Genomic DNA, 19,660 nt, shown 5'->3' with positions numbered 1-19,660 from the left:
AATGGCGGATTTTATTGCAGTTATTCGGCGGGCTGTCGACGGTCTGGCTGAAAATACCCCCGAGATGCGGGTGAAAGTCTACGAACGTGCTCGCGGCGCAGTGCAGCGGCAGCTCGAGAACATGAAGCCGCGTCCGCCGGAAGCCATGCTGCAACGCCAGCTCGAAAAGCTCGAGGCCGCCATTCGCGAAGTGGAGGCTGAACACTCCGAAGCGTTGCCCCTCGAGGCGGCGGCTGGCGCCGGTGCTGAGCCGGAAACCTTGGAAGAACAAGCGGTTCCTGACGAAAGCACGTCGCCGCCTGCGCCCCAGACGGCTGTCGACGAGCCGGCCGGTGAAGCCGATGCGGGCTTGCCGACGGCTGACGCCGTCCACGAGCCCGCTCACCTAGAAGCCGACGCAGGGCAGGAAACTGAGGAAGAGGTCGCGGCCGAGGAGCCCCTTTCCGCGGAACCTGAGCCCGAACACACGCCTGTTTCCGCTGAGACAGCTGCACCCGCCGAGACCTATTGGCATCCCTCACACGAGGAGGAGGCGCCGGCCGAGGAATGGCATGCCGGCGAGGCGCGTGACGTCGCCACCGAAGAAATGCAGCCGGCTGCCGGTCATTCCTACGAGGAAGCCGACGAGCATCGTGCCGATGAGCAGCATCCCGTGGCGGCCGAGGAGATCCCGGCCGAACCGGCGATGGCGGAAAGCCATGAGCCGAAGGCCGAGGCGGCTTACGAGCCCATCGAGTCGTTTCAGCCGATCACACGCGGCATGGAGCATGCATCCAACCGGCTCGTGGAGCCGGTCGCCGATTTCGATCGTGCGCAGGAATTCGTCGAACATAGCCGCGAGGAGCCGCTGCAGGCCGATGCTGCCGGACATTTCGATCCTGTTTGGGCCGAACCTGCCGTCGAGACGCCGGCTCCGGCGCCCAAGGATGCCGAGACCGAATGGGCCGAAGAGGAGCTCCGGCAATATTCGGAAACGGCGCCAGTTCCCGCCGACGCTTCGGCGCGTGCCTTCGAAGACGTGATATCGAGTCTCGAGAAAATGACGCCCGCCGCTGTCATGCCGGTCGCCAAGGAAGCTTTTTCCTGGGAGAAAGCTGCCTTCGACGACCTGCCGCCGATCGAGGCGGGCACCGACAAGAAAACGCCGGTTTCCTCGCATTTCGACGACGTTGATATCTTTGCGGAGGTGCACGACGGCAAGCCTACACCCCCCGCCGGCGCGCCGAGCGAGGGGTGGCGCGAAGCGAAGGCCCTGCGTGGCTATGACCGCCGCGGTCCGATCGCCACTGACGATGACGACGCCAATCCGGCGATGGATATCGATCAGATCGTCGCTTCGAAGCTGCAGGGCAAGAATTTCCGCATGGAACCGAAGCGCCGCCGCTTCGGCATCGGCACGATAATCACTCTCCTCTTCGCACTTATCCTGATCGGTGGCGGCGCCTATGCCGGCTGGATGAACAGAGAAGCGCTGGTGGCGATGGTCGATGGGCTTGTCAGCTCGGCGCCATCGCAAGCTACGAGGAACGAGGCGGCAATGACGCCGGCGGGGTCCGAGACGCCGGCCCAGACCACGCCGACGCCAGCCCAGCCAACTGCGCCGGAAGCGCAGAATACGCCGCCCGCACCGGCACAGCCGAACCAGCAAGTGGCGTTATTGAACAATGACGGCGCGGCGGCCAATTCCAAATTTACGCAACGACTGCTTTCCGACGGAACTGAAGTCGATAGCGGCCCGGCGACGGTGCCGGGAACGCCGACGGCCGAAGGAAAATCGGTGGCCGAGCAGAACGTCGCGGCAGCGGATACGCCGGCGGCCAGTGCGCAAGGCGATGCGGCCCCGCCCGAAACGCTGACGCCGAACGGTCCTGCGGCATCGCCGCAGCAGGCTGCTCCGGTTGGTTCGTCGGAAAAAATGTTCCTCTATGAGGAGCGTATCGGCCAGAGCTCGCCGACGGCGATCGAGGGAACTGTTGTCTGGAGCGTCCAGCACGAGGCCGGCCAGAACGGCCGGCAGGAAGCGACGATACAGGGCAATGTCACCGTTCCCGAGCGCAACCTCTCGGCTCTCGTCACCTTCAAGCGCAATTCCGATCCATCGCTGCCGGCGAGCCATCTAGTCGAGATCGTCTTTTCGGTGCCGCCCAACTTTGAAGGCGGCAGCATCGAAAGTGTCCAACGCATCTCGATGAAGCGCACCGAGCAGGATCGCGGCGACGCGCTGATCGCGGTTCCGGCCAAGATTACCGATGATTTTCACATGATCGCGCTCAACGACTACCCCGATGCGCGCAAGGCCAACCTCGATCTGCTGTCGACCCGCAACTGGATCGATATTCCGATCACCTACCGCAACGGCCGCCGCGCGCTGCTGACGATGGAGAAGGGGGGCACGGGAACGAATGCCTTCAATACAGCCATCAAGGAGTGGACTGCACTCGGGGATGTCTCGACGAGCCAGTGATGGCGGATGCTTCGTTTTTCTTGAGACATTTGTTGTCGGGCGAACTTAACCGTTTGCTCCCTCTTCTCCCCGCTGGGGAGAAGAGATTCGTTGTAACGTCCTGCCTTGCTAAGACATCTGCGGACAGGTTGGATGATGGCGCACCGCACGCTCCAATTGACAAAACAAAAACGCCACCTCCCGCATCCGGAAGGTGGCGTTTCCAACTGTACGTTCAATTCTATCAGGCCGTGGCTTCGACGACGCGGATGGCCTTGGCGCGTTCCAAGGCCTCCTTGCGAACAGCATCCTGCACCTTTTCAAAGGCGCGGACTTCGATCTGGCGGACGCGTTCGCGGCTGATGTCGAACTCGGCTGAGAGATCTTCCAGCGTCACCGGGTCCTCGGCAAGGCGGCGGGCCTCGAAGATGCGGCGCTCGCGTTCATTCAGAACACTCATCGCTTTCGCCAGCATGCGCCGGCGGGTTTCGAGCTCATCCTGTTCGATCAGCACGTCTTCCTGGCTCTCGTGGTCGTCCACAAGCCAATCCTGCCATTGACCGCTGTCGCCTTCGGCCGCCTTGATCGGCGCGTTCAGCGAGGCATCGCCGGAGAGACGGCGGTTCATCGAGATGACCTCCTCCTCCGAGACGTTCAGCTTGGTGGCGATTTCCGAGACGTGCTCCGGCTTCAGGTCGCCGTCGTCGATCGCCTGGATGCGGCCCTTCAGCCGGCGCAGGTTGAAGAACAGGCGCTTCTGGTTGGCGGTCGTGCCCATCTTCACCAGCGACCACGACCGCAGGATATATTCCTGGATCGAGGCCTTGATCCACCACATGGCATAGGTGGCGAGGCGGAAGCCGCGTTCGGGATCGAATTTCTTGACGGCCTGCATCAGACCGACATTGCCTTCAGAGACGACTTCGCCGATGGGCAGGCCGTAGCCGCGATAACCCATCGCGATCTTCGCGACGAGGCGAAGATGGCTGGTGACGAGCTTATGGGCAGCGTCGCGGTCGCCATGCTCGGCATAACGCTTGGCCAGCATATATTCCTGCTGCGGCTCCAGCATCGGGAATTTGCGGATTTCGTCGAGATAACGGTTGAGACCGGCTTCGCCGGCGGTAATGGACGGCAAGGTATTTCGGGCCATAGTGCACCCTCCTAAAGTGAATTCCGGCTCCCGATGGAAACGCGCCCCCGCGTTAAAAGGCGAACCGGGACGTGCGGCTTTTGTTCCAAGCCCGCACTAAGTCTATATACAGATAAGTATGGCGAAACGGCGGTTCAAGGTGCCGCTCACGCAGGTGTGAGGCGGCGAGCGCGGTGTCCCGAAGCCGTCTTTATTGCCGCAATGCCTCGACCAGTTTCACCATGTCGGCCGGCAGCGGTACTTCGAAATGCATGAGTTCGCCGGTGCGGGGATGCTCGAATTGCAGCATGAAGGCATGCAGTGCCTGACGGCCGAAACCATTGACGACCTTGCGGATATCTTCGGGTAGAAGATTGGCCTTGGTCCTGAAGCCGGCGCCATAAACGGTGTCGCCAACGAGCGGATGACCGATATGGGCCATGTGCACGCGGATCTGATGGGTGCGGCCGGTTTCCAAGTGGCACTCGACCAGCGAGGCGAGCGCGGTCGCGTCAGGGTTCTCCTGGAAGCGCTCGATCACTTCGTAGTGGGTGATTGCCGCATCGGCATCCTGGCTGTCGGGGCGCTTGACGGCCCGGCGGGTGCGGTCACCGGTGGCGCGGCCGAGAGGGGCATCGATTGTTCCCGACAGAGTGCGGGGACGGCCCCAGACGACTGCCCGGTAGGCCCGCTCCAGCGGCATGGTGCGGCCGTGGTCGGCAAATTGAAGCGAGAGGTGGCGATGGGCGACGTCGTTCTTGGCGACGACCATGACTCCTGTCGTATCCTTGTCGAGACGATGGACAATGCCGGGACGGCGCACGCCGCCGATGCCGGAAAGCGTATCGCCGCAAAGATGGATCAGCGCGTTGACCAACGTTCCTGTCCAGTTGCCGGAGCCGGGATGGACGACCAGACCCGCCGGTTTCGATATGACGATAAGGTCATCGTCCTCATAAAGGATGTCGAGCGGGATATCTTCGCCCTTTGGGGTCGGGTCTTCAGGCTCGGGCAGGGTGATTTCGAAGCTGTCGCCGACGCGCACCTTGCGCTGCGGATCGGTAACATGCTCGCCTCGCAAAGAAACCCGCCCCTCCTTGATCAGCGCCTTGATGCGGCTCCGGGAAAAATCCTCACCGACCTGCGCCGTCAGCCAGGCGTCGAGCCGGCCTTCGGCGGTTTCATCGGCGGTGAGGACTTTTCTAATGCCGCCTGCTTGTTTAAAGGGGTCGCTCAAGACGCTTCTTCTCCGACGTATTTTTAGAACGGAACGCACAGATGACAGCAATCGAGCCAGACGACCAGGAAGAGAAGCCCCTTGATCCGGCGATGGAAAGTGTCCGGCGCAAGATGGTCCGCCTGCAGATTGTTTCCGGCGCCATCATGTTCGTCAGCCTTATGGCGGTCTTCGGCGCTGTTGTCTACAAGACGATGAGCGAGCCCAAGGAGACCGCGTCCACTGCCGCAGCCTCCGGTGTGCCCTCGGATGCACCGCTTGCGGCGACCCTTTCCCTGCCGCTCGGGTTCAAGGTGCAGTCCACCTCGTTTTCGGCGGGACAGATCCTGTTCTATGGGGAAACGGTTGAAGGCACGAGGAAGGCGCTGGTATTCGATCTGAGGACCGGCCGCACGGTCGCCGACGTCACCGTCGCGGGGAATTGAGGCGGGATGGCCGCCCCGATCGTCATCGACAGTGCCAACGATCCCCGCATCGCTGAGTTTCGCGCTATAAGAGAGCGTGACCTGACGGGCCGGGAAAATCGCTTTATCGCCGAAGGCACTGTCGTGCTGCGCATGCTCGCCGAGGCGCATGCGGCACGTCGCGGCTTCTCGGCCGAGAAAATCCTGCTGCTGCGCAATCGCGTCGACGGCGTGCAATCCATCCTGGAACGGTTTCCGGCTAGTGTGCCGGTTTATGTCGCCGAGGCTGAAGTGCTCGATGGTGTCGTCGGCTTTCATCTGCATCGCGGCATTCTCGCCCTCGGCAAGCGAGAGGACCGCGGCGAGGCAGCACTTCTCGACGCATTGCCGGAACGGGCGCTGGTGTTGGTCGGCTGCGGCATTTCCAACCACGATAACGTCGGCTCGATGTTTCGCAATGCTGCCGCCTTCCGGGCGGATGCCGTGCTGCTCGACGAAACCTGCTGCGATCCGCTCTATCGCAAGGCATTGCGTGTATCGGTCGGCTCGGTGCTGAGCGTTCCGCACCGGCGCGGCGGCAAGGCGCTGGACCTGCTTCTGGCGCTTGCCCAACGGGGCTTTACCATCTGGACGCTTTCGCCGCACGGGAAGACCGACATCCGCGCCATTCCGGCTGCGGCACGCATGGCGCTCGTCATCGGCACGGAGGGGGAGGGCTTGCCGGAGGCATTGCTGGCGCGCTTTCAGAGCGCCCGCATCCCGCAATCGGACGAGCTCGACAGTCTCAACGCGGCGACTGCGACGGGGATCGCATTGTTTTCCATGGCCTCGATCATGGGGCGGATATGAGCTTTAACGCCCCGGATTGGCGATGATGGCGGCCGCCCTGTCGGCAAGGCTGACGCGATCGCTCGGGTTCTTGTTGCCGGCGTCCGGCAGCAGCGCGTGGATCGGTGAGGAAGGGCCTTCGTTGAGTGCGGTCAGCGCCACCATATTGGCGGCGATCGCGGCAATCTCTTCGCGGATCGCGCCATCGCGTCCAGTGACGGACTTTGCCTTCTGCAGGCGTTCGGCAAGGGCGGCGCTGCGCTTGCGGACATCCTCGCCTATCTCAGCCGTCACAGCGGCGGTGTCGAGCACGGATGCGGCCGTGTCTTCGGCCGTCAGTTCCGCCGGTAGTTCCGCCGCTATCTTGGTCAGGCCAGCGTCGCGCAGCACGCGGTTAATCTTGCGGATCTCGGCATTGGCGGCTTTCAACTGCTCCTTCAACTTGGCGATCTCCTGCTGACGGCGAGCGAGCTGCGTTTCCTTCTCGGCGGCGGAAGCGCTTTCGCGCGCAGCCTTGTCCTCCAGGCGGATCACCATATGCTGCTGCTGCGTCAGTTTCTGTTCGGCATCCCTAGCCCGCTTCTGCAGCAGGTTGACGTCCTGGCGCAATGTGTCGCGTTCGTCGCGCAGTGCGTTGGCGCGGAATTTCAGGCTTTCCGCTTCGGTCTCACGCGCGGCGAGATCGATTCTCAACCCGTCGGCCTGCTCGCTGAGTTTGCTCAGCCGCGTCCGCATTGCCGTCAGTTCGCTCTCCTTGTTGGCGGCGGATTGTTCGGCAATATGCAGATTGGTCTTCAACTGGCTGATATAATTCTCATCTTTGCGCAGGTGCGAGCGCTGCTCGGCCGCCTCGACATGCATCTCGCCGATCTGGGCCTGCAATTCGCCGATCTCGGCGGCGAGCCTGCCGGCATCGACGGCGAGCGCATCGTGGCGCAACTGGAGCGACAGAGATTTCTCGCGCTCACGCAAAAGGTCCTGGGTGGTGCGGGCATTTTCGGCGGCATGAAGCGCGCGCACCATATCCTTCTGGGCGCGAACCTCCTGCGGGCTCAGCGGCATCGTCGCCTTGAGACGGTTTTCGGTATACCAGACAATGCGGCGATGAACGGCCGGCGAGACCAGAAAGACGAGGAAGGCCGCGGTCAGGAAGCCCAATCCGAACAAGAGAGCGTATTCGATCACGGCGCGGCCATCGATTCGACAGTTGATGCGGGGTCAGCCGCGATGATTAAGCAGGCATGGCGCGCATGGCAAGGCCGCCGATGCCGGCGGCCGCCGATTCCTGCCGCTTTAAGGCCTCAGAAGGGGTTCCAGGTCGGCGCCTGGGTGATCTTGAGATAGCCGACATTGACCCCGAGGCGGGCGCCGACGCCGGTGCGGATCGGCACAACCAGCACGTCGTTGTTTTTCAGCACCGTCATGCCGAAGCCGGCGATCACATAGGCCGAGCCGCTGACGCCGCCGAAGCGGGCATAGATGCCGTCGATGGAGGGCAGGTCGTAGACCAGCATCATGACGCGCGAACCCTGGCCGCCGTAATCGATGCCGAGAGACGGGCCCTGCCAGTAGAGCGGATGCTCGCCGGCGTTCTTGGTGTTGAGTTGGCCTTCGCCGTAGGTGAGACCGGCGATGAAGGCGCCGCCGCCTTCCTGCCCGAGAATATAACCGTTCGGCAGACCATATTTCTGGAAGGCGCTCTCGACCACCTTGGCAAGGCCGCCGCTGGCAGAGCCGAAGAAGGAGTGGCCGGCATCGATGATCTCCTGCATCGTATACTGACCGTTGTTCTGGGCGGCGGCCGGCCCGGCAATCATCAGCGAGGAGAAGACGAGGGCCGAAAGCAACCTGCAGAAGCCAATGAATCGGTGCGGAAATCGAAGGCGCATGATGTCATCCGTTCGTCGTTTGGCTGGAGCGGGCACCCGCTCGCGTCGATTGCTGCATTTTGCGCCGATGATCTTAACAATCGGTTTACCAAATATGGTGTCATTATGGCACTGAATACGATCGCAAACTTCGCGCAATTTTGATGAAGCATATTGCGGGCGCGATGAGATTGCCGCCCTTCAGGAGACGATGATGTCCAAGAACCCGAACCTCACCCTGTCCGGCCCGGATCTGGCCGCGCTTCTCTGCAGCCGCGTTTGCCACGATGTCATCTCGCCCGTCGGCGCGATCAACAACGGTCTGGAACTTCTGGATGAAGGCGGTGCTGATTCCGACGCAATGGATCTGATCCGCACCAGTGCGCTCAACGCGTCCGTCCGTCTGAAATTCGCGCGCCTCGCCTTCGGCGCATCGGGTTCAGTCGGCGCCTCCATCGATACCGGCGAGGCCGAGCGGGCCGCCAAGGATTTTGCGATCGCCGAAAAGAAGACCGAGGTGATCTGGAACGGACCGCGCGCCATCGTGGCCAAGAACCGCGTCAAGCTGCTGCTCAACCTCTTCCTCGTCGCCTATTCGGCGATTCCGCGCGGCGGCGTGCTCGAGGTAACGCTTGAAAATCCCGAATTCGACGCCAAGTTCACGCTCACGGCGAAAGGCAAGCTGATGCGTCTGCCGCCGAAATTCGTCGAGATATCGACGGGCACGATCGAGGAAGCGATCGACGCCCATTCGATCCAGCCGTACTACGCCGTGCTTCTGGCCGAGGAGTGCGGAATGACGCTCGACCACAGCGCAAGCCCGGACGAACTGGTGTTCACGGCGACGGTTGCTGCGGTCTGATTTTCGGCGTGCAGCAGCATGCTCTCGCCCGTCTGGTAACGATTCCTTAGCCTGATGGACCTATTCTCTTAGGTTGTGGAAGACCCCTCGTTGCGACGAATGCGGGGAAAGGAGTAGTCATGCAAAGGTTCATGATCACCGATAATTCGGACATTGTCCGTAAGGTCGGCAAGCGCATTCTCTCCGAACTCGACTTTCTCGTCAGCGAGGCCTCCAATGCCGCCGAGGCGCTGCAGCACTGCCAAACAGAGTTGCCGGAATACCTGATCGTCGATTCCGGCATGGAAGGGGCGCTCGACCTCATCGCGGCCATCCGCGCCATGGACGGCGGCAAAGAGGTCAAGATCTATTACTGCGTCATCGAGGCGGATCTGAAGAAGCTAATGGCGGGTAAACGAGCCGGCGCCACCGATTTCCTGCTGAAGCCGTTCGATCGTAAGATCCTAACCGCCGTTTTCGGAAACCGCGCGATTGCTGCCTGACAGCAGCTTTCTTCCGGGCCGCATCGGCCGTCCCTGAGCATAGTGCCGAAAGCGCCGCCGGGCTCAGGCTGACGCTGCGCTTTTCCCTGACCGGGATATCAACCTGTTCGGCCAGATCAGCCGGGATCCCTTTAACGGCGGCAGCGCCGGCAGTACAAACGAAAAATCCCGCCGAAAGGGCGGGATTTCGTCATCCGATAAGGGGGATCGGAAGATCAAGCGGTTTCCGCATATTCGGTGCCATCCGGCTCGCGAAGAACGTAACCACGGCCCCAGACGGTTTCGATGTAGTTGGCGCCGCCGGCGGCGTTGGCCAGCTTCTTGCGCAGCTTGCAGATGAAGACGTCGATGATCTTCAGTTCCGGCTCGTCCATGCCGCCGTAAAGGTGGTTCAGGAACATTTCCTTGGTGAGGGTGGTGCCCTTGCGGAGCGAAAGCAGCTCCAGCATCTGGTATTCCTTGCCCGTCAGGTGGACGCGCTGGCCGCCGACTTCGACGGTCTTGGCGTCGAGATTGACGATCAACTCGCCGGTCATGATGACTGACTGGGCGTGGCCCTTGGAGCGGCGAACGATAGCGTGAATGCGGGCGACCAGTTCATCCTTGTGGAACGGCTTGGTCATGTAGTCGTCGGCGCCGAAGCCGAGGCCGCGAACCTTGTCCTCGATGCCTGCCATGCCCGACAGAATGAGGATCGGTGTCTTGACCTTGGACAGCCGGAGAGTGCGGAGCACTTCATATCCGGACATGTCGGGCAGGTTCAGATCGAGAAGGATGATATCGTAATCATACAGCTTGCCCAGATCGACGCCTTCTTCACCGAGATCGGTGGTGTAAACATTAAAACTCTCTGATTTGAGCATCAATTCGATGCTCTGCGCCGTAGCGCTGTCATCTTCGATGAGAAGTACCCGCATAATTATCCCCTTTACCGCCGCCGAAAGGTGGCCTGGCCCCCTACACGCTACCCGAACAAGCTACGTGATTTGGAAGCTGCCACGAAATGGTTAACAAATTCTAATTCACTCTGGCAAGGAGTATCGAATTTATTAAATAATTTTTCCATTTCTCTGTTTTCCAATAGGAATCTCAAAAAGGCGTTCCTCAACGTTAACATTAGGAAGCAGCACTAAGTGATTCATCCGACTCGCCAATGAAAAGGTTCGAACTTCATGCCGTGGCATTTACCGACCCTTAAATCATCGGGTCTATCATTAACGATGCCCGTAAACGAAAGGTTACCAGCGGTAGGTTTTTGTTAATATCGCAGGAATTTTTTTAGCAAACCGTGTCAAAGCGGCGCGCAGGGCGGTTTCAAGTTGAGCCGGGGTCTCGCATCACGGGAGTAATGCGTATGAAGTCGCGAGAAAGTCTCGTTCGCCTGAAAGAGTTTCAGGTGAACGAAAAACGACGTCAATTGCAGCAATTGCAGATGATGATGTCCGAATTCGAACGGATGACGAAGGATCTGGAGAGCCAGATCGTCGTCGAGGAAAAGAAGTCCGGTATATCCGACCCGAATCACTTTGCTTATCCGACCTTCGCCAAGGCCGCGCGTCAGCGGGCTGACAACCTGCAGGTTTCGATCAAGGAACTGAAGATGCAGGAAGAGGCGCTGGAACTGGCGCTTGAGGAAATGCAGGCGGAATATGCAAGGGCGACGGCGCTGGAGGAACGTGACAGCGGCGCCCGCGCCGCCAGGGCCTGAGAGAAAATGCGGGCGCCGGCGTCGGCGCCCCGGGAATTGCCACAGAGAAGCCATGTATGATGGGCGTGCCGTCCGTCATACATGGCTTTTGGTGTTTCCCGCCGTTTGCGTCCGCACGCCACCGCTCCACGCGGCGACCGCTTCAGGCGTCGCGAATCAGTTCACGACATCCTGCCATTCCGGATGACGTTGCGCCTGCGCCTTGAAGAACGGGCAGAGCGGAATGATCTTCCAACCGCCAGCGCGAGCCGCTTCCACCGCGCGCAGCGCCAATGCCTGGCCGACACCCTTGCCGCGCAGGGCATCGGGAACCGCCGTGTGATCGATGATGACGAGCTTCGGCGAGGTGCGCGAATAGGTCATCTCCGCCTCGTGCCCCTCGACGTCCACGGCATAACGGCCGCCGGATGCGCCTTCCTCATTTCGAATATCCATCGTCTTTCCTCGTACACAGATATTTATCGCAGCCGACGGTGACACGGTGGCGCGGTCGTGCCAAGCCGGCGGAACAGTTCCTCAGGGAGACGCAGTGTTCATGAAAAATGTCGGATCGGCGCGAGGTTTGGGGCAATGAGCGCGCTTTCGATCGTCCGCCCCGCGCTTTTCGTGGCAGCGCCGTTCCTCCTGGCGCTCGGCCTGATCTTGCCGCTGGTCCGTTTCGAGACGCTGTATTTCTTCGATCAGACCCCGTCGCTCATCGACATCGTCGTCTCGCTCTGGCAAGGCGGAGACGGGCTGCTGGCGGCGATCGTCGCGCTGGTCTCGATCGTGCTTCCGTTTCTGAAGATGATCGGGATTGCGGCGGAAGCGACGGCTGCCGGCAGCGGGGCCGGGAGCCTGTTCTATCGTCGCGTCGTGCCGCATCTGTCCAAGTGGTCAATGATGGACGTGCTGCTGGTCGCGATCGTCATTGCTGCGGCGAAGACAACGGGGTTGGCGGATGCCTTCACGCAGCCCGGCCTCTGGTGCTACGCCGCCTCGTCAATAATTTCGGGCCTTCTTCATTCCCTGATGGGAGATGCGTCCGGCCCGAAATAAATGGCGACGATGGCGTGCGATCAGTGGCGATATTGCTGGATGCGCGTGGTGCGCAGTCCGGCGAGGCCGTGGCTGTTGATCGACGACTGCCAGGAAAGGAATTCTTCGACCGTGAGCGTGTAACGCTCGCAGGCCTCTTCCAAGCTCAACAGGCCACCGCGAACAGCCGCGACAACCTCTGCCTTGCGGCGGATCACCCAGCGCCGCGTATTGGGCGGCGGAAGGTCCGCGATGGTCAGGGGGCTGCCATCGGGGCCGATGACATATTTCACTCGGGGACGTATCATTTCGGTCATTGGACTCTCTACACAACGCAAGACCACGAGCGCCACTCTAGCTTGCCACATTTAAAAATTGCCTAAGCCCAACGTAAGACTTTGATAACAAATTTAGATGCCTGGAGCGGCCGGTGAACGAGCCAGGTAAAATCCCGCCGGCACTCACGAGCACGTCGATCGCTTCTATGGCACCGGTGACGGCGACGAAGCGGACGGTTCGCCGATCTTCTGCGAGGAGGGATCGATTGCGGAAGGTGCGGCCGATCAGGAAAATTGCCGCCTCGACAGGCTCTTCCAGGTGCCCGGCCTGAAGAACGGCTTCGCCCCGCATTGCACGACGCTGACCTGAAACAATACATTTTCGCTACTCGGGCAGCCATGTCGGCATGGGAGCATTCTATGGCAATGCGCTGTGGCTGCGTGAGCTTCTGGAGCAGCTCTCAAGCAACAGCAATCCCGAAGATGGCTCGCCGGAAACGTCTAGCCGGCGGCAGATCGAAGCTGCGTTGTCGGCGAAACGCAAGAGCAGCGATGAGATCGCGATTATTCTCGATCTCTCGTCGCATGTGGTCGATGGTTATCTGAAGAGCGCGATGTCCAAGCCATATACAGTCAACCGCACGCAGGGTCGCCAGAACGGCACCGGCCGCCGTGAGGCAGCCGGTCCTTCTCATAAAAAGCCTAGAGCAATTCCAGGAAAAGCGCGAAGCGCTTTTCCCAGGCAAAGCGCGAAGCGCTTTTGCCGGGAATTGCATAAATACAAAAGGTTAGAGCGGTTCTGCGCTTCCGTGGAAAGCTGAACCGCTCTTTAAAAGCCTTTTCCGCCGGTCACTTCTGAGACGACGGTCCCGACGATGATGCGCATGTCCATCAAGATCGAGAAATTCCCGACATAATAAAGATCACAAGCGATGCGGGCGCGCGCCTTGGCGGGACGATCTGTCGGACCGCGCAGGCCACGCATCTGGGCAAGACCGGTCATGCCGGGGCGCATCGCGTGGCGCTGATGATATTCAGGCACGAGCTCTTCATAGAGCATGCCGCCGGCGCGCATGCCGATTGCATGGCAGCGAGGACCAACGACCGACATGTCGCCCAACAGCACGTTCAACAGCTGTGGCAACTCGTCGATATTCGTGCGGCGCAGAATAGCGCCGATACGAGTGATGCGGGGGTCGTTCTTCACCGTCTGGGCAACGCCCGAGACATCGCAAAGATCGGTGCGCATGGAACGGAACTTGTAGACCTTGATGGCCTTGCAGTTCTTACCCCAACGGGTCTGCTTGAACAGCACCGGTCCCGGGCTGTCGAGCTTGATCAGCAGGGCGACGAGGAGAAGGAAAGGGGCGAGGACGAGGAGGGCGCTCAACGACGAAACTATGTCGAACGCCCGCTTCAGGGCTAGATCCACCAACGGCACCTGGGAGGCATCGCTATGGATGACAGGGGTTTGAATCTTCAGGCTCGGCTGCTGGCGGCGGCTCGGCCGGAAGGAATCAGTCGAAATGGTGTTGTTTAATTCCGTGATGCTCAAGGATCGTACTCTGTTGTCTTCGAGGGGCGCGGCGGCAATAGGCGATCAATGGTTTGCCCTGTGACCAGGGCTGCACTCAGGTGTTGGTAACCCTACTAAAACGGAAAAATGCGACAATTGTGTAATGGTGTCCAGAGAAATATCGCATCGCAACAAATCTTTCGCACTTGCGTTAAGTTGAGGCAAGCTCATGATATTTCGTTAAGAATTGCAATTTCATCAAGGTTTTTAGGCCTTTGGCGAAGGCTTCCATGGGGCTGTCCTCGTGTTGTTTCGACACGCGACCGACGGTTGGCAGACGGCATTTTTAACGAATTCCGACGTGAATTTTTTTGCCGGATATGTTGGGCCGTTCTCAAAATGTGTCAGAATATGACAAAATCAAGGCCGAATCGACAGCGCTCAAAACTGTGAGAGATAGAGAGTTAGGCCAGGCCATCACGCGACCACCTCGGCCAAATCACCTGCCGGTTTCTGCGAGGGTCTGCTGTGCGGCTCGAACGCGGCAGGGCATGCCGCGGCAGGCGCAGAACATCATAATGAGCGGGATCGCGCTATCACGGCATTTGCGAATGCCCGCGGACGGTCACGCCGGTTCGAGGACGCGTTTCCTGCCGCCCCAGGAGATGAACTTCGGGTTGGCAAAGTCGAAATCGGCCGCTGTCCCCGTCTTGCCATAGGTCAGCAGCGCCCCGTCGAGCGTCACCGTCGATCCCCCGGCGGCGCGCAGCACCGCATCGCCGGCCGCGGTGTCCCACTCCATCGTGCGGGTGAAGCGTGGATAGACGTCGGCCTTGCCTTCCGCCAGCAGGCAGAATTTCAGCGAGGAGCCGATATTGGTGCATTTGGAGATCGCGTGATCGGCGAGGAAGGTTCCCGTCTCCGGGCTGTTGTGACGAAGGCTTGCAAGTGCAAGCCGATCGTCCGGCTGCTCGCGCACGGCAATTGCGGTGCGCGCCCCGATGGTGAAGTCCTCGGTGACGTCGAGCCTTTCGGCACGGCCGCGTTCCCCTGAGAAGGCGAGCCCGAGCGCCGGCGCATAGACGATCCCGGCGACCGGGGCGCCGTTCTCGATATAGGCGATGTTGACGGTGAATTCCTGCCGTCCGTCGACGAATTCACGGGTGCCGTCGAGGGGGTCGACCAGGAAGAAGCCCCGGCCGCTGATGTCGGGCACGTTTCCAGCGGCAACCGACTCTTCCGCCACGACGGGTATATCGGGATAATCCCTGGACAGATGGGCGAGGATGATGCGTTCGGCCTTCTCGTCGGCAACCGTAACCGGGCTTGCGTCCGCCTTCATGGCGACGGGAAAGCCTTCGCGCAAAACCGCGATGATGGCCTTGCCGGCTTCGAGCGCCGCCTTTTCAAATGTCGTCAGCATTGTCCTTTTGCCGTTCGCCGCACGCGAGCGCCCGCTGTCGCTCGTCGTCAACCATCCCTGTCGCACCAGATATCGATATGGTGGTTCTCGCCGCGCCCCGCACCCCCGATAACGCAGATTGAAGATGCTACCATAAGTTCCCGCAGCTGTCAGGCGAGGGATGGCGGCATTTACCTGTGAAATACCATTCGCAAAAACTACGGGCTCAAGGGTTGAATTTGCGCTTTCTTCCAGCCTTGTGGAATAGCTTACGCGGAAAGCGACACACCAAATCGAAGGCGCGCTTGCCGGATGGTTAACCCGGCAGCAGGTTTTGGCTAAAAATGGGTCGGTCTTTGCCGATTTTCTGTGGATTTTGGTTTAAAATGCGCCAATTAGGCCTGTTCGAACAAGAATCTGCTGGAGTAAATCCTTTTTGTCTTCACATTTTCAACGAAACCGCTATGCATGCGGCCTATGAGGTTCCTTGAACGGGGAGCCGAATAACCAAAAAGAGATGCAGCATCTTCGGCTCGCATCCAGGGGAAAACGACATATGGAGTATTTCGTCCAGCAGCTCTTCAATGGGCTGACGCTCGGATCCATCTATGGCCTCGTGGCTATCGGCTATACGATGGTTTATGGCATTATCGGCATGATCAATTTCGCCCATGGCGACATCTTCATGCTCGGTGGTTTCGCCGCTCTTATCGTCTTTCTCGTCCTCACATCCATCTTCGCAGGTCTCCCGGTGGCAATTTTGCTGCTGGCGATGCTTGTCGTCGCGATGCTGATGACGAGTTTGTGGAATTGGACGATCGAGCGTGTCGCCTACCGTCCGCTGCGCGGATCCTTCCGCCTTGCACCGTTGATCACCGCGATCGGCATGTCGATCGTGCTGTCGAACTTCATCCAGGTGACGCAGGGGCCGCGCAACAAGCCGATCCCGCCGATGGTGAGCTCGGTTTACCAGTTCGGCAACATCTCGGTGTCGCTGAAGCAGATCATCATCATCCTGATCACGGCGGTGCTGCTGACGGTTTTCTGGTATATCGTCAATCATACCGCGCTTGGCCGCGCCCAGCGCGCCACGGAGCAGGATCGCAAGATGGCAGCGCTGCTCGGGGTCAACGTCGACCAGACGATCTCGATCACCTTCGTCATGGGGGCGGCGCTGGCTGCCGTCGCCGGCACGATGTATCTGATGTATTATGGTGTTGCGTCGTTCGCCGATGGTTTCACGCCGGGCGTGAAGGCATTTACCGCAGCCGTTCTCGGCGGCATCGGCTCGCTGCCGGGCGCCGTTCTCGGCGGGCTGATGATCGGCCTGATCGAATCGCTGTGGTCGGCCTATTTCACCATCGCGTACAAGGATGTGGCGACCTTCGCCATCCTCGCTTTCGTGCTGATCTTCAAGCCGACGGGCATCCTCGGACGGCCGGAAGTCGAGAAGGTATAACGTCATGGCAAACATCGAGAATTCTGCAGGCAAGCCCGATGCCGGACTTGTCCGCAAAGGTCTTATCGAAGCCCTTTTCGCCGCCGTTCTCTCCCTCGGCATGTTCGTTCTCTATGTCGGCCTGAAAACCGATCAGAACATCAACAACGAGCTGATCATCGTTCAGCGCTGGGGACTGCTGGCGATCTTTGTCGCTATCGCCGCGATCGGCCGTTTCGCGATGGTCGTTTTCATCAAGCCGAACATCGACCGCCGCAAGCTTAGGAAGGCACGGGAAGGCGATCTCGACATCTCGACCGAGAAGAACTTCTTCCATCGCCATTTCCTGAAGTTCGCGCTGCTCGCGCTGGTGCTCTATCCTGTCGTGATCGTGGCGCTCGTCGGTGCTCAGGGCTCGCTGAAATGGGTCGACAATTTCGGCATCCAGATCCTGATCTACGTGATGCTCGCCTGGGGGCTGAACATCGTCGTCGGTCTCGCCGGCCTGCTCGATCTCGGTTACGTCGCCTTCTATGCGGTCGGCGCCTATTCCTACGCGCTGCTGTCGAGCTATTTCGGCCTGTCCTTCTGGGTGCTGCTGCCGCTTTCCGGCACCTTGGCGGCGCTCTGGGGCGTCATTCTCGGCTTCCCGGTGCTGCGTCTGCGCGGCGACTATCTCGCCATCGTCACGCTCGCCTTCGGTGAGATCATCCGTCTCGTCCTGATCAACTGGACCGACGTGACCAAGGGAACCTTCGGCATCTCGAGCATTCCGAAGGCGACCCTCTTCGGCATTCCCTTCGATGCGACGGCCGGCGGCTTTGCCAAGCTCTTTCACCTGCCGATGTCTTCCGCCTACTACAAGATTTTCCTCTTCTACCTGATTCTGGCGCTGTGCATGCTGACGGCCTACGTCACCATCCGCCTGCGGCGCATGCCAATCGGGCGTGCTTGGGAAGCGCTGCGTGAAGACGAGATCGCTTGCCGTTCGCTCGGCATCAACACGGTGACGACCAAGCTGACGGCGTTCGCGACGGGAGCCATGTTCGGTGGCTTCGCGGGCTCGTTCTTTGCCGCTCGCCAGGGCTTCGTCTCGCCCGAATCCTTCATCTTCCTGGAATCGGCCGTCGTTCTCGCCATCGTCGTTCTCGGCGGCATGGGCTCGCTGACCGGCATTGCGATCGCCGCGATCGTCATGGTAGGCGGTACCGAAGCGTTGCGCGAAATGGATTTCCTGAAAGCAGTCTTCGGGCCCGACTTCACGCCGGAACTCTACCGCATGCTGCTCTTCGGTCTCGCCATGGTCGTCGTCATGCTGTTCAAACCGCGCGGTTTCGTCGGATCGCGTGAACCAACCGCCTTCCTCAAGACACGCAAGGCCGTATCCGGAAGCTTCACCAAGGAGGGCCACGGTTGATGAGCCCCGTCACCAATACGATGTCGAGCGACACGCTTCTTAAGGTCGAGCACCTCTCGATGAAGTTCGGCGGCCTGATGGCCATTAACGACTTCTCCTTCGAGGCCAAGCGCGGCGACATCACCGCGTTAATCGGTCCGAACGGCGCCGGCAAGACCACCGTCTTCAACTGCATCACCGGCTTCTACAAGCCGACGATGGGGATGATCACGCTTAATCAGAGAAGCGGCAAGCAGTACCTGCTGGAGCGTCTCCCGGACTTTCGCATTACCAAGGAAGCCAAGGTGGCGCGCACATTCCAGAACATCCGGCTGTTTTCCGGCCTGACGGTTCTGGAAAATCTGCTCGTTGCCCAGCACAACAAGCTGATGCAGGCGTCGGGTTATACCATTCTCGGCCTCATCGGCATCGGCCCTTATAGGCGAGAAGCCGCAGCCGCCGTCGAGTTGGCGCGTCATTGGCTTGAAAAGGCCGATCTGATCGAGCGTGCCGACGATCCGGCAGGCGATCTGCCTTACGGCGCCCAGCGCCGTCTCGAGATCGCGCGCGCAATGTGCACAGGCCCGGAATTGCTCTGCCTGGACGAGCCGGCCGCGGGCCTCAACCCACGCGAATCTGCTAAGCTCAACGAGCTGCTGCAGGGCATTCGCGCCGATACCGGAACCTCCATTCTTCTCATCGAGCATGACATGTCTGTGGTTATGGAAATCTCCGATCACGTCGTCGTCCTGGAATATGGCCAGAAGATTTCCGATGGCACGCCGGACCATGTGAAGCACGATCCGAAGGTCATTGCGGCCTATCTCGGCGTCGAGGATGAGGAAGTGGAAGAGGTGATTGCAACCGTCGAGCAGCTCGAAGGAGGCGCAAACTGATGGGCGATGCAGTCATGACGGGTCAACCGCTCCTTCAGGTGAATGGCGTCGAAACCTACTACGGCAATATCCGCGCGCTGGCCGGCATCGATGTCGCGGTCAACAAGGGCGAGATCGTCAGTCTGATCGGCGCCAATGGCGCCGGCAAGTCGACGCTGATGATGACGATCTGCGGCAGCCCCCAGGCCCGTAAGGGCTCGGTTGTCTTCGAGGGTCGCGAGATCACTCGTATGCCGACCCATGAAATCGCACGCCTGCGCATCGCGCAGTCGCCGGAAGGGCGCCGCATCTTCCCGCGCATGACGGTCATGGAAAACCTCCAGATGGGCGCGGGTCTCGACAATCTCAAATTTTTCGCCGAGGACGTCGAGAAGATCTTCACGCTCTTCCCGCGTCTTAAGGAACGTCACGCCCAGCGCGGCGGCACGCTTTCGGGCGGCGAGCAGCAGATGCTGTCGATCGGCCGCGCGCTGATGGCGCGCCCGAAGCTGCTGCTGCTCGACGAACCTTCGCTCGGCCTGGCGCCGCTGATCGTCAAGGGGATTTTCGAAGCGATCCGAAAGCTCAATGAGCAGGAAGGCCTCACCGTGTTCCTCGTCGAGCAGAATGCATTCGCGGCGCTGAGACTTTCGCACCGCGCTTATGTGATGGTGAACGGCAAGGTGACGATGAGCGGCTCCGGCAAGGAACTGCTTGCAAACCCGGAAGTCCGCGCCGCCTATCTCGAAGGCGGAAGACATTAGTCGAAGGGAG

Annotated in this window: 22 protein-coding genes; 12 read left to right on the top strand and 10 right to left on the bottom strand. The window is 60.3% G+C overall.

Annotated elements, in window-relative coordinates; genetic code table 11:
- Window position 1: 1 nt before the first annotated feature.
- Window positions 2-2,464: a hypothetical protein gene (locus Tal182_RS18200; protein WP_085860318.1), complete on the top strand. Its 2,463-nt coding sequence runs from the start codon at window positions 2-4 to the stop codon at window positions 2,462-2,464.
- Between the two features lie 223 nt (window positions 2,465-2,687).
- Here the strand turns inward: Tal182_RS18200 and rpoH are convergent, their stop codons facing one another.
- Both rpoH and Tal182_RS18190 read right to left on the bottom strand, forming a co-directional pair.
- Window positions 2,688-3,596: an RNA polymerase sigma factor RpoH gene (rpoH, locus tag Tal182_RS18195; protein WP_020922112.1), complete on the bottom strand. Its 909-nt coding sequence runs from the start codon at window positions 3,594-3,596 to the stop codon at window positions 2,688-2,690.
- Window positions 3,597-3,786: 190 nt separating this feature from the next.
- Window positions 3,787-4,812 (bottom strand): RluA family pseudouridine synthase, encoded by a 1,026-nt coding sequence (locus Tal182_RS18190; protein WP_085860317.1) that lies wholly within the window; start codon window positions 4,810-4,812, stop codon window positions 3,787-3,789.
- Window positions 4,813-4,853: 41 nt separating this feature from the next.
- On the opposite strand from Tal182_RS18190, the gene Tal182_RS18185 reads away from it, so the two are divergent.
- Both Tal182_RS18185 and Tal182_RS18180 read left to right on the top strand, forming a co-directional pair.
- Entirely contained in the window at window positions 4,854-5,237 is a 384-nt protein-coding gene (locus Tal182_RS18185) for a hypothetical protein (protein ID WP_085860316.1), read from the top strand.
- Between the two features lie 6 nt (window positions 5,238-5,243).
- Window positions 5,244-6,065 (top strand): RNA methyltransferase, encoded by an 822-nt coding sequence (locus Tal182_RS18180; RefSeq protein ID WP_085860315.1) that lies wholly within the window; start codon window positions 5,244-5,246, stop codon window positions 6,063-6,065.
- A gap of 3 nt (window positions 6,066-6,068) precedes the next feature.
- Here Tal182_RS18180 and Tal182_RS18175 read toward each other — a convergent pair whose 3' ends face one another.
- The gene (locus Tal182_RS18175; RefSeq protein WP_085860314.1) at window positions 6,069-7,229 is read right to left on the bottom strand and encodes a hypothetical protein; all 1,161 of its coding nucleotides are present in this window, start codon (window positions 7,227-7,229) and stop codon (window positions 6,069-6,071) included.
- A 116-nt stretch (window positions 7,230-7,345) separates the two neighbouring features.
- Window positions 7,346-7,933, bottom strand: a complete 588-nt coding sequence (locus Tal182_RS18170) for an EipA family protein (protein WP_064804552.1) — start codon at window positions 7,931-7,933, stop codon at window positions 7,346-7,348.
- A 193-nt stretch (window positions 7,934-8,126) separates the two neighbouring features.
- On the opposite strand from Tal182_RS18170, the gene Tal182_RS18165 reads away from it, so the two are divergent.
- Together Tal182_RS18165 and Tal182_RS18160 are read left to right on the top strand one after the other, a co-directional pair.
- Window positions 8,127-8,774: a histidine phosphotransferase family protein gene (locus tag Tal182_RS18165; RefSeq protein WP_011426568.1), complete on the top strand. Its 648-nt coding sequence runs from the start codon at window positions 8,127-8,129 to the stop codon at window positions 8,772-8,774.
- Between the two features lie 119 nt (window positions 8,775-8,893).
- Window positions 8,894-9,256, top strand: coding sequence for a response regulator (locus Tal182_RS18160; RefSeq protein WP_064804550.1), 363 nt, complete (start codon window positions 8,894-8,896; stop codon window positions 9,254-9,256).
- Between the two features lie 215 nt (window positions 9,257-9,471).
- Here the strand turns inward: Tal182_RS18160 and ctrA are convergent, their stop codons facing one another.
- Window positions 9,472-10,173, bottom strand: a complete 702-nt coding sequence (gene ctrA, locus Tal182_RS18155; RefSeq protein WP_007533606.1) for a cell cycle two-component system response regulator CtrA — start codon at window positions 10,171-10,173, stop codon at window positions 9,472-9,474.
- 437 nt (window positions 10,174-10,610) lie between these two features.
- Between ctrA and Tal182_RS18150 the strand changes: the two genes are divergently transcribed.
- A complete protein-coding gene (locus Tal182_RS18150) occupies window positions 10,611-10,964 on the top strand; it encodes a hypothetical protein (RefSeq protein WP_011426566.1) in 354 nt (117 codons plus the stop codon).
- Window positions 10,965-11,120: 156 nt separating this feature from the next.
- On the opposite strand, the gene Tal182_RS18145 is transcribed toward Tal182_RS18150, so the two are convergent.
- Window positions 11,121-11,399, bottom strand: a complete 279-nt coding sequence (locus Tal182_RS18145; RefSeq protein WP_064804549.1) for a GNAT family N-acetyltransferase — start codon at window positions 11,397-11,399, stop codon at window positions 11,121-11,123.
- A gap of 135 nt (window positions 11,400-11,534) precedes the next feature.
- On the opposite strand from Tal182_RS18145, the gene Tal182_RS18140 reads away from it, so the two are divergent.
- Window positions 11,535-12,002 carry a paraquat-inducible protein A gene (locus Tal182_RS18140; protein ID WP_064811176.1) on the top strand — a complete coding sequence of 156 codons (468 nt, stop codon included), beginning with the start codon at window positions 11,535-11,537 and terminating at the stop codon, window positions 12,000-12,002.
- A gap of 20 nt (window positions 12,003-12,022) precedes the next feature.
- On the opposite strand, the gene Tal182_RS18135 is transcribed toward Tal182_RS18140, so the two are convergent.
- Window positions 12,023-12,298: a DUF1153 domain-containing protein gene (locus Tal182_RS18135; protein WP_007533628.1), complete on the bottom strand. Its 276-nt coding sequence runs from the start codon at window positions 12,296-12,298 to the stop codon at window positions 12,023-12,025.
- Window positions 12,299-12,335: 37 nt separating this feature from the next.
- The gene (locus Tal182_RS18130) at window positions 12,336-12,611 is read right to left on the bottom strand and encodes a hypothetical protein (RefSeq protein WP_085860313.1); all 276 of its coding nucleotides are present in this window, start codon (window positions 12,609-12,611) and stop codon (window positions 12,336-12,338) included.
- A gap of 55 nt (window positions 12,612-12,666) precedes the next feature.
- On the opposite strand from Tal182_RS18130, the gene Tal182_RS18125 reads away from it, so the two are divergent.
- On the top strand, window positions 12,667-13,080 hold the full coding sequence (locus Tal182_RS18125; RefSeq protein ID WP_085860312.1) for a helix-turn-helix transcriptional regulator: 414 nt from the start codon (window positions 12,667-12,669) through the stop codon (window positions 13,078-13,080).
- 8 nt (window positions 13,081-13,088) lie between these two features.
- Here the strand turns inward: Tal182_RS18125 and Tal182_RS18120 are convergent, their stop codons facing one another.
- A complete protein-coding gene (locus tag Tal182_RS18120; protein ID WP_064804542.1) occupies window positions 13,089-13,814 on the bottom strand; it encodes a sugar transferase in 726 nt (241 codons plus the stop codon).
- Between the two features lie 586 nt (window positions 13,815-14,400).
- The gene (gene cysQ, locus Tal182_RS18115; RefSeq protein WP_085860311.1) at window positions 14,401-15,198 is read right to left on the bottom strand and encodes a 3'(2'),5'-bisphosphate nucleotidase CysQ; all 798 of its coding nucleotides are present in this window, start codon (window positions 15,196-15,198) and stop codon (window positions 14,401-14,403) included.
- A gap of 535 nt (window positions 15,199-15,733) precedes the next feature.
- On the opposite strand from cysQ, the gene Tal182_RS18105 reads away from it, so the two are divergent.
- From Tal182_RS18105 to Tal182_RS18090, 4 genes are read left to right on the top strand one after another with little or no spacing between them, the layout of a single operon-like run.
- Window positions 15,734-16,636, top strand: a complete 903-nt coding sequence (locus Tal182_RS18105; protein ID WP_064811172.1) for a branched-chain amino acid ABC transporter permease LivH — start codon at window positions 15,734-15,736, stop codon at window positions 16,634-16,636.
- Window positions 16,637-16,640: 4 nt separating this feature from the next.
- Window positions 16,641-18,032: a high-affinity branched-chain amino acid ABC transporter permease LivM gene (gene livM / locus Tal182_RS18100; RefSeq protein WP_064804538.1), complete on the top strand. Its 1,392-nt coding sequence runs from the start codon at window positions 16,641-16,643 to the stop codon at window positions 18,030-18,032.
- Window positions 18,032-18,907 (top strand): ABC transporter ATP-binding protein, encoded by an 876-nt coding sequence (locus tag Tal182_RS18095; protein ID WP_064804536.1) that lies wholly within the window; start codon window positions 18,032-18,034, stop codon window positions 18,905-18,907. Before livM ends, Tal182_RS18095 begins: the two co-directional genes overlap by 1 nt.
- Window positions 18,907-19,650 (top strand): ABC transporter ATP-binding protein, encoded by a 744-nt coding sequence (locus Tal182_RS18090; RefSeq protein WP_170965895.1) that lies wholly within the window; start codon window positions 18,907-18,909, stop codon window positions 19,648-19,650. Before Tal182_RS18095 ends, Tal182_RS18090 begins: the two co-directional genes overlap by 1 nt.
- Window positions 19,651-19,660 lie beyond the last annotated feature (10 nt).

The sequence above is a fragment of the Rhizobium sp. TAL182 genome (genome assembly GCF_002117725.1).
GTDB lineage: Bacteria > Pseudomonadota > Alphaproteobacteria > Rhizobiales > Rhizobiaceae > Rhizobium > Rhizobium esperanzae.
Note: the sequence above shows the minus strand (reverse complement) of the source record. Positions and strands in the feature narration are given on the sequence as shown.

Excerpts from the sequence above, each read along its gene's own strand:
- Tal182_RS18185 (WP_085860316.1), top strand. The coding sequence starts at position 4,854 with ATGACAGCAATCGAGCCAGACGACCAGGAAGAGAAGCCCCTTGATCCG.
- ctrA (WP_007533606.1), bottom strand. The coding sequence starts at position 10,173 with ATGCGGGTACTTCTCATCGAAGATGACAGCGCTACGGCGCAGAGCATC.
- livM (WP_064804538.1), top strand. The coding sequence starts at position 16,641 with ATGGCAAACATCGAGAATTCTGCAGGCAAGCCCGATGCCGGACTTGTC.
- Tal182_RS18135 (WP_007533628.1), bottom strand. The coding sequence starts at position 12,298 with ATGACCGAAATGATACGTCCCCGAGTGAAATATGTCATCGGCCCCGAT.
- Tal182_RS18180 (WP_085860315.1), top strand. The coding sequence starts at position 5,244 with ATGGCCGCCCCGATCGTCATCGACAGTGCCAACGATCCCCGCATCGCT.
- Tal182_RS18145 (WP_064804549.1), bottom strand. The coding sequence starts at position 11,399 with ATGGATATTCGAAATGAGGAAGGCGCATCCGGCGGCCGTTATGCCGTG.
- Tal182_RS18200 (WP_085860318.1), top strand. The coding sequence starts at position 2 with ATGGCGGATTTTATTGCAGTTATTCGGCGGGCTGTCGACGGTCTGGCT.
- Tal182_RS18090 (WP_170965895.1), top strand. The coding sequence starts at position 18,907 with ATGGGCGATGCAGTCATGACGGGTCAACCGCTCCTTCAGGTGAATGGC.
- Tal182_RS18160 (WP_064804550.1), top strand. The coding sequence starts at position 8,894 with ATGCAAAGGTTCATGATCACCGATAATTCGGACATTGTCCGTAAGGTC.
- Tal182_RS18165 (WP_011426568.1), top strand. The coding sequence starts at position 8,127 with ATGTCCAAGAACCCGAACCTCACCCTGTCCGGCCCGGATCTGGCCGCG.
- Tal182_RS18150 (WP_011426566.1), top strand. The coding sequence starts at position 10,611 with ATGAAGTCGCGAGAAAGTCTCGTTCGCCTGAAAGAGTTTCAGGTGAAC.
- Tal182_RS18130 (WP_085860313.1), bottom strand. The coding sequence starts at position 12,611 with ATGCGGGGCGAAGCCGTTCTTCAGGCCGGGCACCTGGAAGAGCCTGTC.
- Tal182_RS18105 (WP_064811172.1), top strand. The coding sequence starts at position 15,734 with ATGGAGTATTTCGTCCAGCAGCTCTTCAATGGGCTGACGCTCGGATCC.
- Tal182_RS18125 (WP_085860312.1), top strand. The coding sequence starts at position 12,667 with ATGGGAGCATTCTATGGCAATGCGCTGTGGCTGCGTGAGCTTCTGGAG.
- rpoH (WP_020922112.1), bottom strand. The coding sequence starts at position 3,596 with ATGGCCCGAAATACCTTGCCGTCCATTACCGCCGGCGAAGCCGGTCTC.
- cysQ (WP_085860311.1), bottom strand. The coding sequence starts at position 15,198 with ATGCTGACGACATTTGAAAAGGCGGCGCTCGAAGCCGGCAAGGCCATC.
- Tal182_RS18170 (WP_064804552.1), bottom strand. The coding sequence starts at position 7,933 with ATGCGCCTTCGATTTCCGCACCGATTCATTGGCTTCTGCAGGTTGCTT.
- Tal182_RS18140 (WP_064811176.1), top strand. The coding sequence starts at position 11,535 with ATGAGCGCGCTTTCGATCGTCCGCCCCGCGCTTTTCGTGGCAGCGCCG.
- Tal182_RS18095 (WP_064804536.1), top strand. The coding sequence starts at position 18,032 with ATGAGCCCCGTCACCAATACGATGTCGAGCGACACGCTTCTTAAGGTC.